The following is a 15,331-nucleotide window of genomic DNA, read 5'->3' on the forward strand; positions in this document are numbered from 1 at the left end:
CGGGGCAGTGTAGGAAGAGTCTGGGAAGATGTGTGTTGGCTGGGCGGGCCTCATCGGGAGCAAGCCCCCTCCCACATTTTGATGGGTGAATACATTCAAATGTGGGAGCTGGCTTGCCTGCGATAGGAGCGCCGCGGTGTAACGCTTACCGCGCGGTCGGACCCACCTCACGCAACGGCTTGCCACGCACTGGCGCATCGCCGGCCACGTAGTAGTCCGCGGTGCTGCGCGGCAACTGGCGGCCACGCATCTTGTCGGCGATTTTCTCGGCGATCATGATGGTTGGCGCGTTCAGGTTGCCGGTGGTGATGATCGGCATGATCGACGCATCGACCACCCGCAGGCCCTGCATGCCATGCACGCGGCCTTCGCCATCGACCACGGCCATTTCGTCGGTGCCCATCTTGCACGAGCAGGAGGGGTGGAACGCGGTTTCGGCGTGTTCGCGGATGAACTTGTCCAGTTGCTCGTCGGTTTGCACGTCGATGCCCGGGCTGATCTCGCGGCCACGGTACGGGTCCAGTGCCGGCTGCTGCATGATTTCACGGGTCAGGCGGATGCCATCGCGAAACTCTTGCCAGTCCTGCTCGGTGGCCATGTAGTTGAAGAGGATGCTCGGGTAGTCCCGTGGGTTCTTCGACTTCACTTGCACACGGCCACGGCTCGGCGAACGCATGGAGCCCATGTGCGCCTGGAAGCCGTGCTCTTTCACACCGTTGCTGCCGTTGTAGTTAATCGCGACCGGCAGGAAGTGGTACTGGATGTTCGGCCATTCGAATTCTTCACGGGTACGGATAAAACCGCCCGCCTCGAACTGGTTGCTGGCGCCGATGCCGGTGCCGTTGAACAGCCATTCGGCACCAATGGCCGGCTGGTTGTACCAGAGCAGCGACGGGTACAGCGAGACCGGCTGGGTGCAGGCGTATTGCAGATACAGCTCCAGGTGGTCCTGCAGGTTTTCACCGACGCCTGGCAGGTCGTGGACCACCGGGATGTCGAGGCTTTCCAGGAGTTTGGCCGGGCCTACACCGGAGCGTTGCAGCAATTGCGGCGAAGCGATGGCGCCGCTGCACACCAGCACTTCCTTGCGCGCGCGGGCTTCAACACGTTCTTCGGCGGCGCCGATCAGGTAACGCACGCCGACCGCACGCTTGCCTTCGAACAACACTTTGTCGGTCAGGGCATGGGTGACGATGGTCAGGGTCGAACGTTTCTTGGCGGTGTCCAGGTAGCCACGGGCGGTACTGGCGCGACGGCCTTTGGGCGTCACGGTACGGTCCATCGGGCCGAAGCCTTCTTGCTGGTAGCCGTTCAAGTCCTCGGTACGCGGGTAACCGGCCTGCACGCCGGCTTCAACCATGGCGTGGAACAGCGGGTTATTCCCGGCTTTAGGCGTGGTCACGCTGACCGGACCTTCGCCACCGTGGTAGTCGTTAGGGCCGATGTCGCGGGTTTCGGCCTTGCGGAAATACGGCAGGCAGTCGAGGTAGCTCCAGTCTTCCAGGCCTGGCAGCTTCGACCAGTTGTCGTAGTCCATGGCGTTGCCACGGATGTAGCACATGCCGTTGATCAGCGACGAGCCACCCAGGCCCTTGCCGCGCCCACATTCCATGCGGCGGCCGTCCATGTGTGGCTCTGGATCGGTTTCATAGGCCCAGTTGTAGCGGCGGCCTTGCAGCGGGAACGCCAGGGCGGCGGGCATCTGGGTACGGAAATCGAAACGGTAGTCCGGGCCGCCGGCTTCCAGCAGCAGGACGGTGACGCCTTCGTCTTCGGTCAGACGGGTCGCCAGGGTGTTACCGGCGGAACCGGCACCCACAATGATGTAGTCGTATTCTTGGGACATAAATGCACCCTCTTTGGAGATGGTCAGGTCAGGCGAGGGCGTTGCCCTCGATCGCCGGCAAGCCGGCTCCTACAGGTCGTGCGCAATCCTTGTAGGAGCCCGCTTGCGGGCGATTGGCGGTAGCCGGGTTAGAACACCGAGGCGTAGTCGCCCAGCTCAACCTGTACCGATTTGATGCGGGTGAAGTTGTTCAGCGAGCTGATGCCGTTCTCACGGCCAACACCCGACTGCTTGTAGCCGCCCACCGGCATCTTGGCGTCGGACTCGCCCCAGGCGTTGATCCAGCAGATACCGGCTTCCAACTGATGAATCACGCGGTGAGCGCGGTTCAGATCGCGGGTCACCAGGCCAGCGGCCAGGCCGAAGTCGGTGTCGTTGGCACGACGGATCACTTCTTCTTCGGTCTCGTAGGTGAGGATGCTCATTACCGGGCCAAAGATTTCTTCACGCACGATGGTCATTTCGTCGGTGCAGTCGGTGAACACGGTCGGTGCCACGAACGCGCCCTTGGCGAAGTCGCCGTCGGTCAGGCGGTCGCCGCCGCACAGCAGGCGTGCGCCTTCTTCCTTACCCTTGGCGATGTAGCCCAGCACGCTTTCCATGTGGGCGAAGCTGACCAGTGGACCGAAGTTGGTGTTCTCGTCTTCTGGGTTGCCGACGCGGATGCGCGCAACACGTTCCACGATCTTGGCTTCAAAGGCAGCTTGCAGGTGCTTTGGAATAAACACGCGGGTGCCGTTGGTGCAGACCTGGCCGGAGCTGTAGAAGTTGGCCATCATCGCGGTGTCGGCGGCGCGATCCAGGTCGGCGTCGTCGAAGATGATCAGCGGGGATTTGCCGCCCAGTTCCATGGTCACGTCTTTGAGCGAGGAACTCGAAGCGCTGGCCATGACCTTCTTGCCGGTGTCGGTGCCGCCGGTGAAGGAGATTTTTTCGATGCGTGGGTGCTCGGTCAGCCAGGTGCCGACTTCACGACCGCTGCCGGTCAGGACGTTGAACACGCCATCCGGAACGCCGGCTTCGGTGTAGATCTCGGCCAGTTTCAGGGTGGTCAGCGACGTCACTTCGCTTGGCTTGAAGATCATTGCGTTGCCGGCCGCCAGGGCTGGGGCAGACTTCCACAGGGCGATCTGGATCGGGTAGTTCCACGCGCCGATACCGGCGACCACGCCCAGCGGCTCGCGGCGGGTGTAGACGAACGAAGTGGTGCGCAGCGGGATCTGCTCGCCTTCGATGGCGGGCACCAGGCCGGCGTAGTATTCCAGCACGTCGGCACCGGTGACGATGTCGACGTACTTGGTTTCAGAGAAGGATTTACCGGTGTCCAGGGTTTCCAGGGCGGCCAGTTCATCGTTGCGCTCACGCAGGATTTCCACGGCGCGACGCAGGATGCGCGAACGCTCCATGGCGGTCATCGCGGCCCAGATTTTCTGGCCCTTTTCGGCGCTGACCACCGCACGCTCAACGTCTTCGAACGTAGCGCGCTGCACGTTGGCGAGAACTTCACCGTTAGCCGGGTTGATGGCTTCGAAGGTGGCATCGCTGCCAGCGTCGCTGTAGCCGCCGTCAATGTAGAGTTTTTGCAGTTCGAAACGGGCCATAAAGTCCTCGCAAGTGCATAAGTGGTTGGCGTTAACCACTGAAGGGGCATAGCCCGCTCAGCAGCAGTTCAGGGGTTGAGCGTTTATGTGGGCTCTAACTCACCTGCTTGGCCAATTGGAAATCCATGTATTCGTAAGCGATCCGTTGCGCCTGCTCCGTGTCGAAAGCGTCTCCCGACAGGGCGCCGCGCAACCACAAGCCGTCGATCAGGGCCGCCAGGCCTCGGGCTGCGCTGCGTGCATCTTCCAGCGGCAGCACACGGCGGAACTGGCAGCACAGGTTGGAATACAGGCGGTGATCGTTGATCCGCTGCAACCTGTGCAAAGACGGGTGGTGCATGCTGGTGGCCCAGAAGGCCAGCCAGGTTTTCATTGCCGGGCCGTTGACCTGGCTGGCGTCGAAGTTGCCGCCAATAATCACTTGAAGGTGCGCCCGGGGGCTGTCTTCCTTCAATGCCTGCCGGCGTTCGTGGACGTTCTCGATCAGCACATTCATCAGGTACCGCATGGTTGCGGCGATCAGGCCATTCTTGTCCTGAAAGTAGTGACTGATGATGCCGTTCGAGACGCCGGCCAGACGGGCGATCAGCGCAATGCTGGCATCTCCCATCCCAACCTGATCGATGGCCGTCAATGTGGCTTCGATCAACTGCTGGCGGCGTATGGGTTGCATACCGACCTTGGGCATGTAGCACCTCTCCTTAGGCCTGCCGACGGGCGTAAACGTTCGTCGGCTTGAGGGCCAGTCTATTTTGTTTTGATTGAACGTTCAATCAACAAAGAATAAGATCTGCGACAAATGGTCGCTGCCTACAGGTATTTCCTACATGTCGGCAGGCACATCTGACATCCGTAAAAACCCTTGAAACCGCCCATGACCCTGGGTCGCTGGGGTTCGGGGATTTTCGGGATGTCTTTATAACACCCGTCCGTCGACTGCCGAAAAATCGATGGCGCGGGTCACGCGCTGCCTTGTGTCCTCTCTCGCACTGCCCGGAGCCTCTGTGCCATGAGTTCTGCCTCTCTTATAAAGACCCCACCGGAAAAGGTGCGGGTCAACGGTTGGGTGTTCTACACCTCCACCGCGCTGATCCTGTTGTTGACCGCCGTTCTGATCATCGCCCCGCAAGAGGCCGGCAGAATGCTGGGAGTCGCCCAGACCTGGCTCTCGAAGAGCTTTGGCTGGTACTACATGGTGGTTATCGCCGCCTACCTGGTATTTGTGGTGGGCCTGGCGTTTTCGTCCTACGGCAAATTGAAGCTGGGCAGCAAGGCCGATACCCCGGACTTCAGCTACGGCGCCTGGGCCGGCATGTTGTTCTCCTCGGGCATCGGCATCTCGTTGCTGTACTTCGGCGCGTCCGAGCCGTTGGATCACTACTTCAACCCGCCCGAAGGCGCCGCCGCCACCCATATGGCCGCGCGCCAGGCGTTGCAGCTGACCTTCCTGCACTGGGGCCTGCATGGCTGGGCGATCTATGCGCTGGTCGGCCTGGCCGTGGCGTACTTTGCTTACCGCCATAACCAGCCGCTGGCCCTGCGTTCGGCGCTGTACCCGTTGATGGGCGAGCGCTGGGTCAAGGGTGCGGCCGGTCATGCGGTGGATGGCTTCGGCATGTTCGTGACCCTGCTGGGCCTGGTGACGAACCTGGGGATTGGTTCGATGCAAGTGTCGTCCGGGCTGGAAAACCTGTTCGGCATGGAGCACAGCAACACCAACCTGCTGATCGTGATCATCGTGATGAGCACCGTGGCGACCATCGCCGCCGTGTCGGGCGTGGAGAATGGCATTCGCCGCCTGTCCAACCTGAACATCGTGCTGTTCAGCGGCCTGCTGATTTTCGTGCTGCTGTTTGGCCCGACCCTGCACCTGCTCAACGGCTTTGTGCAGAACCTGGGCGACTACATGAACGGCCTGGTGCTCAAAACCTTCGACCTCTACGTGTACGAAGGCGATGGCGAGAAGTCCGAGCGCTGGATGGGCCTGTGGACCCTGTTCTACTGGGCCTGGTGGATTTCCTGGGCACCGTTCGTAGGCATGTTCATCGCGCGTATTTCCCGTGGCCGTACCGTGCGTGAACTGGTGGCTGGCGTATTGCTGATCCCGCTGGGCTTTACCCTGGCGTGGCTGTCGATCTTCGGCAACTCGGCGTTGGACCTGGTGCTCAACCACGGTGCGGTGGAGCTGGGCAAGACCGCGCTGGAGCAGCCATCCATGGCGATCTACCAGTTGCTGGAATACTACCCGGCGTCGAAAGTGGTGATCGGCGTGTCGATCTTTGTCGGCTTTGTGCTGTTCCTGACGCCGGCGGATTCTGGCGCGGTGATGATGGCCAACCTGTCGTGCAAAGGTGGCAATGTGGATGAGGATGCGCCGCACTGGCTGCGGATCTTCTGGTCGGCGGTGATCACCCTGGTGACCATCGGCTTGTTGTTTGCCGGCAACTTTGAAGCCATGCAGACCATGGTGGTACTGGCGGGCCTGCCGTTCTCGGTGGTGCTGATCTTCTTTATGTTCGGTTTGCACAAGGCCATGCGCCAGGATGTGGCCATCGAACAGGAGCAGGCGCAATTGGCCGAACGCGGCCGTCGCGGTTTCAGCGAGCGCCTCACCGCCCAGGACCTGCAACCGAGCCAGGCGGTGGTGCAACGCTTTATGGACAAGAAAGTCACCCCGGCGCTGGAAGAAGCGGCCGTGGCATTGCGCGCCCAAGGGCTGGATGTGCAGACGCTGCTGGGTAAGTCCAAGCGCTGCATTGGCGTGCGGATCGAGATGGAAGGCAACCCGTTTGTCTACGAGGTGAGCCTGGACGGCTACCTGGCGGCGCCCAGTGAGTCGATCGAGGCCGACGAGGAACGTGCGCGCTACTACCGCGCCGAGGTCTACCTGCACAACGGCGGCCAGGAATACGACCTGATGGGCTTCACCCAGGAGCAGATCACCCGGGATGTGCTCGATCAGTTTGAAAGCCATCGGCAGCTCCTTGGCCGTGTCTATAGCTGATAAAAGCCGGCGGTGTCGTCACTGACACCGCCTGTTCAAACTTGGCAATGCGCTCAAATGTAGGAGCTGGCTTGCCAGCGATAGCGGTAGTGAATCCAACACCGCTATCGCTGGCAAGCCAGCTCCTACAATGACCCAGTTCCTTCAGTTGGGTCTTTAGCCCAGGTTCTTGCCCAGCAGGGCGTGGTACAGCTCGCTATCCCCCAGAATCCCTACCACCTTGTTGTTGTCGTGCAGCACCAGCTTGTTGCCGGTCTGGTAGCGAATCTGCAACGCATCGCGCATGCCGATATTCGAATCCACCAAGGTCGGCAACCGCCCCAGGCCTTCCACCGCTTGCCCTGGCGCCCAGTTCTGCAGGTTCATTGCCACGCCATTTTGCCGCGCGCCCTGGATGGTGTTGCCTTCGGCCAGGTCCAGCCACGAATCGCCGCCTGGGTCCAGGCACACCGAGCCGTTGACCCGCTTGCAGTTGTCCAGGGTGCGCATCAGGCTGCGGCCGCACAACACGTTCAGCGGGTTGGTATGGGCGACGAAGGTGCGCACATAGTCATCCGCCGGGTTCAGCACAATCTCTTCCGGCACGCTGTACTGGATGATCTTGCCGTCTTTCATGATCGCGATCCGGCTACCGAGCTTGAGCGCCTCATCCAGGTCGTGGCTGACGAACACGATGGTCTTGCTCAGCTTGCGTTGCAGCTCCAGCAACTCATCCTGCAGGCCTTGGCGGATCAGGGGGTCGAGGGCCGAGAAGGGTTCGTCCATCAGCAGGATATCGGCGTCCATCGCCAGTGCGCGAGCCAGGCCGACGCGCTGTTGCATGCCGCCCGAGAGTTCGTCGGGCTTCTTGTTGCGCCATTGGGTCAGGCCCACCAGCTCAAGTTTTTCGTCCACCAGCTTGCGCCGCTCTTTCTCGGGGCGGCCCTGCATCTCCAGGCCAAAGCTGATGTTTTCGCGCACCGTGAGCCAGGGCATCAGGGCGAACTTCTGGAACACCATGGCGATGCGCTTGGTGCGCATCATTTTCAGCTCTGCCGGGGTGCATGAGGCGATGTCGATCTGGCGCCCTTCATGCTCGACAAACAACTGGCCACGGCTCACGGTGTTAAGGCCGTTGATACAGCGCAACAGGCTGGATTTGCCGGAGCCGGACAGGCCCATCAACACGCAGATCTCGCCTTTCTCGATATCCAGGCTGGCCTTTTCCACGCCGACAATCTGCCCGGTCTTTTTCAGGATTTCGTTGCGGTGCATCCCCTCGTCCAGCAGCTTGAGGGCTTCGCGTGGGTCTTTGGAGAAGATCACGTCGACATTGTCGAATCGGATAATGCTCATGCATCACCCCCTACTTTGGCGTCGGGTTGTTTGCAGATGCGGTCGAGCATGATAGCCAGCAGCACAATCGCCAGGCCGGCTTCAAAGCCCAGGGCAATGTCGGCGGTGTTCAGCGCGTTGACCACGGGTTTGCCGAGGCCGTCGGCGCCCACCAGGGCCGCGATCACCACCATCGACAACGACAGCATGATGCATTGGGTAATGCCGGCAGCAATGCTCGGCATGGCGTGGGGCAGTTCGATGCGCGAGAGCAACTGGCGGCGCGAGCAGCCAAAGGCCTTGCCGGCGTCCATCAACTCTTGCGGCACATCGCGGATGCCCAGGTAGGTCAGGCGGATCGGCGCGGCAATCGCGAACACCACCGTGGAGATCAGGCCAGGCACCACGCCCAGCCCGAAGAGGGTCAGGGTCGGGATGAGGTAGACGAAGGTTGGCACGGTCTGCATCAAATCGAGCACCGGGCGCATCATCGTGTAGAACATCGGCTTGTGCGCGGCAACAATGCCCAGCGGCACGCCGATCACCACGCAGACCAGGGTGGCGAACAGCACCTGCGCCAGGGTCTCCATGGTTTCCTGCCAGTACCCCAGGTTGAGGATCAGCAGGAAGGAGGCGATGACAAATACGGTCAGGCCCCACTTACGTTGAATATAGTGAGCAAGCAGCGCAATCAGACCGATCAATGCCAGCGGATTGAACCAGGTCAGCGCAAACGTCACGCCGTGGATCATCGTTTCCAGTGTCGATGCGATCGCGTCGAAATAATCGGCGCCGTTCTGCGTCAACCATTCGACGAAGGCAGCGATGTACTGGCCTAGTGGGATTTTCTGTTCAGTCAGCATGGTAGTGAATGTCCACATGCGAAGAGGGAAAACATCCCGGGCCGGCACGCCGGCCCAGGGTCAGCGGTTACTTGTCGAGGTAGGCTTTCACGGCGGCAAGTCCTGGTTTGCCATCAAGGGTGGTGACCCCGGCGAGCCAGGTGTCGAGTACTTGCGGGTTCTTCTTCAGCCAGGCCTTGGCGGCTACGTCGGGTTTCATCTTGTCGTCGAGGACGTTGCCCATCAGGGTGCTTTCCATGTCCAGGGTGAACGACAGGTTTTTCAGCAGTTGGCCAACGTTGCTGCATTCCTGCACGTAGCCCTTGCGGGTGTTGGTGTAGATGGTGGCCTGGCCGTAGTTGGGGCCGAATGAATCGTCACCTCCAGTCAGGTACTTGAGTTTGAAACGGGTGTTCATCGGGTGCGGTTCCCAGGCGAGGAACACAATGGCCTGGCCGCGCTTGGTGGCACGGTCCACTTGCGAGAGCATCCCCGCTTCGCTGGACTCCACCACCTTGAAGCCTGCGTCCTTCAAGCCGAACTGATTCTTGTCGATCACGCTCTGGATCGTACGGTTGCCGTCGTTGCCCGGTTCGATGCCGTAGATCTTGCCGCCCAGTTCGTCCTTGAATTTGACGATGTCGGCGAAGTCCTTCAGGCCCTTGTCGTACAGCGCTTGCGGCACGGCCAGGGTGTATTTGGCGTTTTCCAGGTTGGCGCGCACGGTTTCCACGGTGCCGGCATCACGGTACTGCTTGATGTCGTTTTCCATGGTCGGCATCCAGTTGCCGAGGAAGATATCCATGTTCTTGCCGTCGGCCAGGGACTTGTAGGTCACGGGTACGGAAATCATCGTGGTGCGGGGCTTGTAGCCCAGGCCCTTGAGGACTTCGCTGGTGGTGGCGGTGGTGACGGTGATATCGGTCCAGCCGACATCGGAGAAGTTGACGGTGCTGCACTGCTCAGGATCAGCAGCGAGGGCCGCAAGGGGAAGACTCAGCATGGCGGCCAACAACAACGGGGGGGAACCTTTCATGGGTTTGGACTCCTGGTGTTTTTCCGGCGGTGCTTGACCGCGCTTATAAGTGTTGCAGTTGGGGCGTGCGAGCGATGTGCAGCCTCGGTGCCTTGCAAACGAGTCGAGACTGATCATGTACCAGTGAAAATCTGACGCCTACAGGGTGGGTCGTATCCAGTACAGGGATGGTCGTATCCAGTGTCGGTGACGTCGCTTACAGATTTTTCCATAGGCAAAACTGCACTTTTTCTCGATCTGCGCCGCAAAAAACGGCGATTACGCCCCATTGCACGGGGAAGACGCTGGTGAGCATGGGTAGGTCGGTGTGAGACGCCGGACGGCGCAGTGAAAGCTTGATGATGCCGCCATCTGGGCGACTTGAGCGTAGCAGCTCCGCCACCAGGCGTTATTGCGCCTGGCCTGTGCTATCGAGGAGTTTCGCGCAATGGCTATCAGCGTTTTCGACCTGTTCAAGATCGGCATTGGGCCGTCCAGTTCCCACACCGTCGGCCCCATGCGCGCCGCGGCGTTATTCGTCCAGGGCTTGCGGGAACGTGCGCTTGTGGATCAGGTGCGGCGTGTCGAAGTGCAGCTGTATGGCTCTTTATCGGCCACAGGCATCGGCCACGGCAGCGACAACGCGGTGATCATGGGGCTGATGGGCGAGTGGCCAGACGCGATTGATCCATCGCAGATCGGCCTGCGTATCGAGGCCCTGCGCCAAACGCAGACGTTGCTGCTGGACAACCGCGTACCGGTGCCGTTTGTGTGGTCGCGGGACATGCGCCTGATCGACGAAAACCTGCCCTTCCATCCCAACGCCATGACCCTGGTGGTCTACGGCGCCCAGACCGAGTTGCATCGCGATACCTACTATTCGGTGGGCGGCGGCTTTGTGGTGGATGAAGCCCAGGCGCGCAGCGGCGTGGCAGATATGGACCGCACCGAACTGCCCTATGATTTCTCCAGCGCGGTGGAGTTGTTGCAGTTGTGCAAGACCCACAACCTGCGCGTCGCCGAACTGATGTTGGCCAATGAAAAGGTCTGGCGTTCCGAGGAAGAAATCCGCAGCGGCCTGATGAAACTCTGGCGTGCCATGCAGGACTGCGTCGAGCAGGGCCTCAAGCACGAAGGCATCCTGCCCGGCGGCTTGAATGTGCGCCGCCGCGCCGCCAAGTTGCACCGCAGCCTGCAGGAGCTGGGCAAGCCCAATGTGATCGGCTCGACCTTGAGCGCCATGGAGTGGGTCAACCTGTTCGCCCTGGCCGTCAACGAAGAAAACGCTGCCGGTGGGCGCATGGTCACGGCCCCAACCAACGGCGCGGCGGGGATCATTCCGGCGGTGCTGCACTACTTTATGAAGTTCAGCGAGGAAGTCACCGAGGCCAATGTGGTGGACTACTTTCTCGGTGCGGCGGCCATCGGCATTCTGTGCAAAAAGAATGCTTCGATCTCTGGCGCCGAAGTCGGTTGCCAGGGCGAAGTCGGCTCGGCCTGCGCCATGGCGGCGGCGGGGTTGGCAGAGATTCTCGGCGCCTCGCCGGAGCAGGTGTGCAACGCCGCCGAAATCGGCCTGGAGCACAACCTCGGCCTGACCTGCGACCCGGTGGGCGGCCTGGTGCAAGTGCCGTGCATCGAGCGCAATGCGATTGCAGCGGTCAAGGCAATCAATGCCGCGCAGATGGCGTTGCGTGGCGACGGCCAGCACTTTATCTCCCTGGACCGGGTAATCCGCACCATGCGCGATACCGGGGCGGATATGCATGACAAGTACAAGGAGACCTCGCGGGGAGGGTTGGCGGTGAGTGCTGTCGAGTGTTAAGCGAATCCAATGCTCAAAGCAGTGAAGATCAAATGTGGGAGCGGGCTTGCTCGCGAATGCGGTGGGTCAGTCAATTAAGATGTTGACTGATGCACCGCATTCGCGAGCAAGCCCGCTCCCACAGGGGATCTGCGCTTAACTGACTGGCATTGGGGCTTGCCCGCGATGACGGAGTGTCAAACCCCACTGCTCATAAAGTGAACACTTCACCCCCAACACGCCACCTTTTAGCGCGTCGCAAACAGATAAGTAGCCCCCAAACGATTTCCCTCCCGACCACCCGTCACCTGTGCGTGTGGTGACACACTTTTCCTACGCCCTGAAAGCGCCTTCCCACAAGTGCTACCGATCTGCTCACAGACCTTGAGCGTAGGCTTTTTCCGACTCATATCCTCACGCCGGGCGCGGGCTTATATAGACACCTCAATAGGTCGTTTTCAGGAGTTATTGAATACCTATTCAACTTTAGGCATGGCATTTGCTCTATCAATTCAAAGCCTCTCTCCTGACGGACGAAGAGTGCAATAACAAGAGCCTCGCCTGAGGCCATCACCTGCTTTGTGTGAGGAGATACCGCGATGACGTCGTTCAACTCCGGGGCTCAACCCCAGAACCGTGCGCCTCAATCCATCGGCTTTTTGCTGCTGGACAATTTCACGCTGATTTCCCTGGCGTCCGCAGTGGAGCCACTGCGCATGGCCAACCAATTGTCCGGTCGCGAGCTGTATCGCTGGACCACCTTGAGCGTCGACGGCAACCAGGTATGGGCCAGCGATGGCCTGCAAATCACCCCCGATTGCTCCATGCACAAAGCCCCGGCCCTGGACACCGTGATTGTCTGCGGCGGCGTGGGTATCCAGCGCACCGTGACCCGCGAACATGTGTCGTGGCTGCAAAGCCAGGCGCGCCAGTCCCGCCGCCTCGGCGCGGTGTGCACCGGCAGTTGGGCCCTGGCCTGCGCCGGCTTGCTCGACGGGTTTGATTGCAGCGTGCACTGGGAATGCCTGGCGTCGATGCAGGAAGCTTTCCCTCGGGTGTCGATGAGCACGCGCCTGTTCACCCTCGACCGCAATCGCTTCACCAGTTCGGGCGGCACCGCGCCGCTGGACATGATGCTGCACCTGATCAGCCGCGACCACGGCCGTGAACTGTCGGCGGCGATTTCCGAGATGTTTGTGTACGAACGTATCCGCAATGAACAGGATCACCAGCGTGTGCCGCTCAAGCACATGCTCGGCACCAACCAGCCGAAGCTGCAGGAAATCGTCGCGCTGATGGAAGCCAACCTGGAGGAGCCGATCGACCTCGATGAACTGGCCGTCTACGTCGCCGTCTCGCGGCGCCAGCTGGAGCGCCTGTTCCAGAAATACCTGCACTGCTCGCCGTCGCGCTACTACCTCAAGCTGCGCCTGATCCGTGCCCGGCAGTTGCTCAAGCAAACGCCGATGTCGATCATCGAAGTGGCCTCGGTGTGCGGGTTTGTGTCCACGCCGCACTTCTCCAAGTGCTACCGCGAGTATTTCGGCATTCCGCCACGGGATGAACGCGTCGGTTCCAACACCACCCAGCAAGTGGCGATGATGCCGATTCCGCAGGCGTTGGTGTTGTCACCGTTGGCGGGGCCGATGTCGGCGTTGAGCCAGGCGCGCAATGAGTCGACGTTTGCCAGTGTAAGGCTGTAGACCGAGTCGCCTGCATCGCAGGCAAGCCAGCTCCCACATTTGGAATGCATTCCCCTGTGGGGGCGGGCTTGCCCGCGATAGCGGTGTATCAGGCCCCGGAACTCTTCCTGAATGCCACCAAAGCAGGCAACAACTGCTTATCAATCGCCTGGCGCACCGCCGGCAGAATCGTCGCGCTGCCGGTGTACATCTGCTCGACCATGCCCTTGAGTGCCTTGGCCCGCGCTTCACTCAAGCCGCGTACCGCACATTCACAGGCCTGCTCGGCAGTGGCGCCGCTGGACACCTCGAAACCCAGGGAGCGCAGTTGGCTCAGCAGGTCATCCTGATCAATCAAATCCGCGTGCATCATGATGTTCATCCTGGTTAGGGGAGACTTCGATCAGGTTCGATTCTGGTGGGCCGTCAGCGGGTCGGCAAGGCCTGAATGGCGCAATGGCTGGAACGACTATGAACAGGTCGTTTTCGGGCCAGTTGCCAAGAGTGGTTGTGGGCACACTCAGGCTCAAGCAAGCAGATTGAAGGTTTGGTCACCCTCGGCCCGCACGCTCGCACAAAGCACTCTGCCCCGATCCTGTCACGGCTTGATCGGGGCTTTTTTTATTTGCCGGGCAGGCCGATGACACGCCCGAGCAGGGCCGGCCGGGGCAGGTCTGATTGCTCGGTGCTGATTACCGCCAGGCGCTGTGCCACCGCTGCGCTGAACGGTGCCGAGCGTGGCCCGGCAAGGTCGACATGCAGCAGCATCTGCTCATTGCCCGCCAGCTCCCGCTCTTCGCCCACCAGGTGCAGGCTGTGATACAGATGCAGGCGCTTGTTGTCATGGGCGATCAACTGGGTGCGCACCTCGACCTCGGCCCCGAGTTTCACTTCGTGCAGGTAATTGAGGTGCAGCTCCAGGGTAAACAACGAGTGGCCGCTGGCTTCGCGGTTGTCGCTGTCCAGGCCCAGGGTGTCCATCAACGCATCGGTGGCGTAGCTGAAGATCAGCAGGTAGAACGCATCCCGCAGGTGGCCGTTGTAATCGACCCAGTCGGGGATGATGTGGGTGGTGTAGGTCGTCAGTGCGGGCATGTCGTCAATTCCAGATCTGTACGCGGTCAACTGTGGGAGCTGGCTTGCCTGCGATGGTGGTGGTCAATCCAACACCGTTATTTCAGGCAAGCCAGCTCCCACAGAAATAAACAGCCGCTATTCGGCGAAGCTCATGCCGTGTTTTTCCTTGGTGGTCTTCACCGCCTCCAGCACCGCCAGCAGGCAATCATCACGATAGCGCTCCAGCGCCGCAATGCTATGGCTGCCCAACTGCTCGCGGGTGCCATCGACCACATCATCAATCAGTTTGTCCGTCAGTTCCGGGGCCGGCAGGTACGTCCACGGCAGCTGCAACGCCGGGCCGAATTGCGCCATGAAATGCCGCATCCCGGCATCGCCGCCGGCCAGGGTGTAGGTGAGGAACGTGCCCATGAACGACCAGCGCAAACCGGCGCCAAAGCGGATCGCATCGTCGATCTCGCCGGTGGTCGCTACACCGTCGTTGACCAGATGCAACGCCTCGCGCCACAGCGCCTCAAGCAAGCGGTCGGCGATAAAACCGGGGACTTCCTTACGCACATGCAGCGGGCGCATGCCCAGGGATTCGTAGACTTTTATCGCCGCCTGGATCGCTTCGGGCGCAGTGTGTTTGCCGCCGACCACTTCCACCAGCGGCAGCAGGTACACCGGGTTGAACGGGTGGCCGACCACGCAGCGCTGCGGGTGTGTGGCGCTTTCATAAAACTCGCTGGGCAAAAGCCCCGAAGTGCTGGAGCCGATCAACGCATTGGGCTTGGCTGCCGCGCTGATCTTGCTGTGCAGCTCCAGCTTCAGCTCCAGGCGTTCGGGGGCGCTTTCCTGGATGAAGTCGGCGTCTTGCACGCATTCTTCGATGGTCGCGACAAACCGCAGACGGTCCTGGGAGGCGCCCGGTGCCAGGCCCTGCTTTTCCAGGGCGGCCCAGGCATTGGCGACACGCTTGCGCAGGGCCGCTTCGGCGCCGGGCGCCGGGTCCCAGGCCACCACATCCAGGCCGTGGGCGAGGGCGCGGGATACCCAGCCGCTGCCGATGACACCACTGCCCAGGGCGGCGAAGGTTTTGATTTCGGTGATAAAGCTCATTTCGGTAATTTCCAGTGCTAAAGAGGTTCATTGTGGGAGCTGGCT

11 protein-coding genes and 1 pseudogene are annotated in these 15,331 nt (G+C 61.0%); 3 read left to right on the forward strand and 9 right to left on the reverse strand.

Annotation, left to right across the window (positions count from 1 at the left end):
• Window positions 1–145: 145 nt before the first annotated feature.
• From betA to betI, 3 genes are all read right to left on the reverse strand, one after another.
• Window positions 146–1,846, reverse strand: a complete 1,701-nt coding sequence (betA, locus tag HBO19_RS12830) for a choline dehydrogenase (RefSeq protein ID WP_170042181.1) — start codon at window positions 1,844–1,846, stop codon at window positions 146–148.
• A gap of 128 nt (window positions 1,847–1,974) precedes the next feature.
• A complete protein-coding gene (betB, locus tag HBO19_RS12835; protein WP_170057605.1) occupies window positions 1,975–3,447 on the reverse strand; it encodes a betaine-aldehyde dehydrogenase in 1,473 nt (490 codons plus the stop codon).
• Between the two features lie 94 nt (window positions 3,448–3,541).
• On the reverse strand, window positions 3,542–4,135 hold the full coding sequence (gene betI, locus HBO19_RS12840) for a transcriptional regulator BetI (protein ID WP_032858683.1): 594 nt from the start codon (window positions 4,133–4,135) through the stop codon (window positions 3,542–3,544).
• A gap of 378 nt (window positions 4,136–4,513) precedes the next feature.
• Here betI and HBO19_RS12845 point away from each other — a divergent pair, with 378 nt between their 5' ends.
• Window positions 4,514–6,451, forward strand: coding sequence for a BCCT family transporter (locus tag HBO19_RS12845; protein ID WP_346266490.1), 1,938 nt, complete (start codon window positions 4,514–4,516; stop codon window positions 6,449–6,451).
• Window positions 6,452–6,607: 156 nt separating this feature from the next.
• Here the strand turns inward: HBO19_RS12845 and choV are convergent, their stop codons facing one another.
• The 3 genes from choV to HBO19_RS12860 all read right to left on the reverse strand — a co-directional run bounded on the left by choV (window position 6,608) and on the right by HBO19_RS12860 (window position 9,643).
• Entirely contained in the window at window positions 6,608–7,786 is a 1,179-nt protein-coding gene (gene choV, locus HBO19_RS12850; protein ID WP_029300678.1) for a choline ABC transporter ATP-binding protein, read from the reverse strand.
• On the reverse strand, window positions 7,783–8,628 hold the full coding sequence (choW, locus tag HBO19_RS12855) for a choline ABC transporter permease subunit (protein ID WP_032858679.1): 846 nt from the start codon (window positions 8,626–8,628) through the stop codon (window positions 7,783–7,785). Before choW ends, choV begins: the two co-directional genes overlap by 4 nt.
• Window positions 8,629–8,695: 67 nt before the next feature.
• Complete coding sequence (locus HBO19_RS12860; RefSeq protein ID WP_169953669.1) at window positions 8,696–9,643, reverse strand: choline ABC transporter substrate-binding protein; 948 nt, start codon at window positions 9,641–9,643, stop codon at window positions 8,696–8,698.
• A 427-nt stretch (window positions 9,644–10,070) separates the two neighbouring features.
• Between HBO19_RS12860 and HBO19_RS12865 the strand changes: the two genes are divergently transcribed.
• Window positions 10,071–11,447 (forward strand): L-serine ammonia-lyase, encoded by a 1,377-nt coding sequence (locus HBO19_RS12865; RefSeq protein ID WP_170057606.1) that lies wholly within the window; start codon window positions 10,071–10,073, stop codon window positions 11,445–11,447.
• 578 nt (window positions 11,448–12,025) lie between these two features.
• Window positions 12,026–13,129: a GlxA family transcriptional regulator gene (locus HBO19_RS12870; protein WP_029300670.1), complete on the forward strand. Its 1,104-nt coding sequence runs from the start codon at window positions 12,026–12,028 to the stop codon at window positions 13,127–13,129.
• Between the two features lie 88 nt (window positions 13,130–13,217).
• Here the strand turns inward: HBO19_RS12870 and HBO19_RS12875 are convergent, their stop codons facing one another.
• The 3 genes and pseudogenes from HBO19_RS12875 to HBO19_RS12885 all read right to left on the reverse strand — a co-directional run bounded on the left by HBO19_RS12875 (window position 13,218) and on the right by HBO19_RS12885 (window position 15,286).
• The gene (locus HBO19_RS12875; RefSeq protein WP_170042183.1) at window positions 13,218–13,481 is read right to left on the reverse strand and encodes a hypothetical protein; all 264 of its coding nucleotides are present in this window, start codon (window positions 13,479–13,481) and stop codon (window positions 13,218–13,220) included.
• 225 nt (window positions 13,482–13,706) lie between these two features.
• Window positions 13,707–14,203 (reverse strand): annotated as a pseudogene (locus HBO19_RS12880) (thioesterase family protein).
• Window positions 14,204–14,320: 117 nt separating this feature from the next.
• Window positions 14,321–15,286, reverse strand: coding sequence for an L-carnitine dehydrogenase (locus HBO19_RS12885; RefSeq protein WP_169953677.1), 966 nt, complete (start codon window positions 15,284–15,286; stop codon window positions 14,321–14,323).
• Between the last annotated feature and the right edge of the window lie 45 nt (window positions 15,287–15,331).

Origin of the sequence: Pseudomonas sp. WS 5021 (assembly GCF_012985535.1) — a bacterium.
GTDB lineage: Bacteria > Pseudomonadota > Gammaproteobacteria > Pseudomonadales > Pseudomonadaceae > Aquipseudomonas.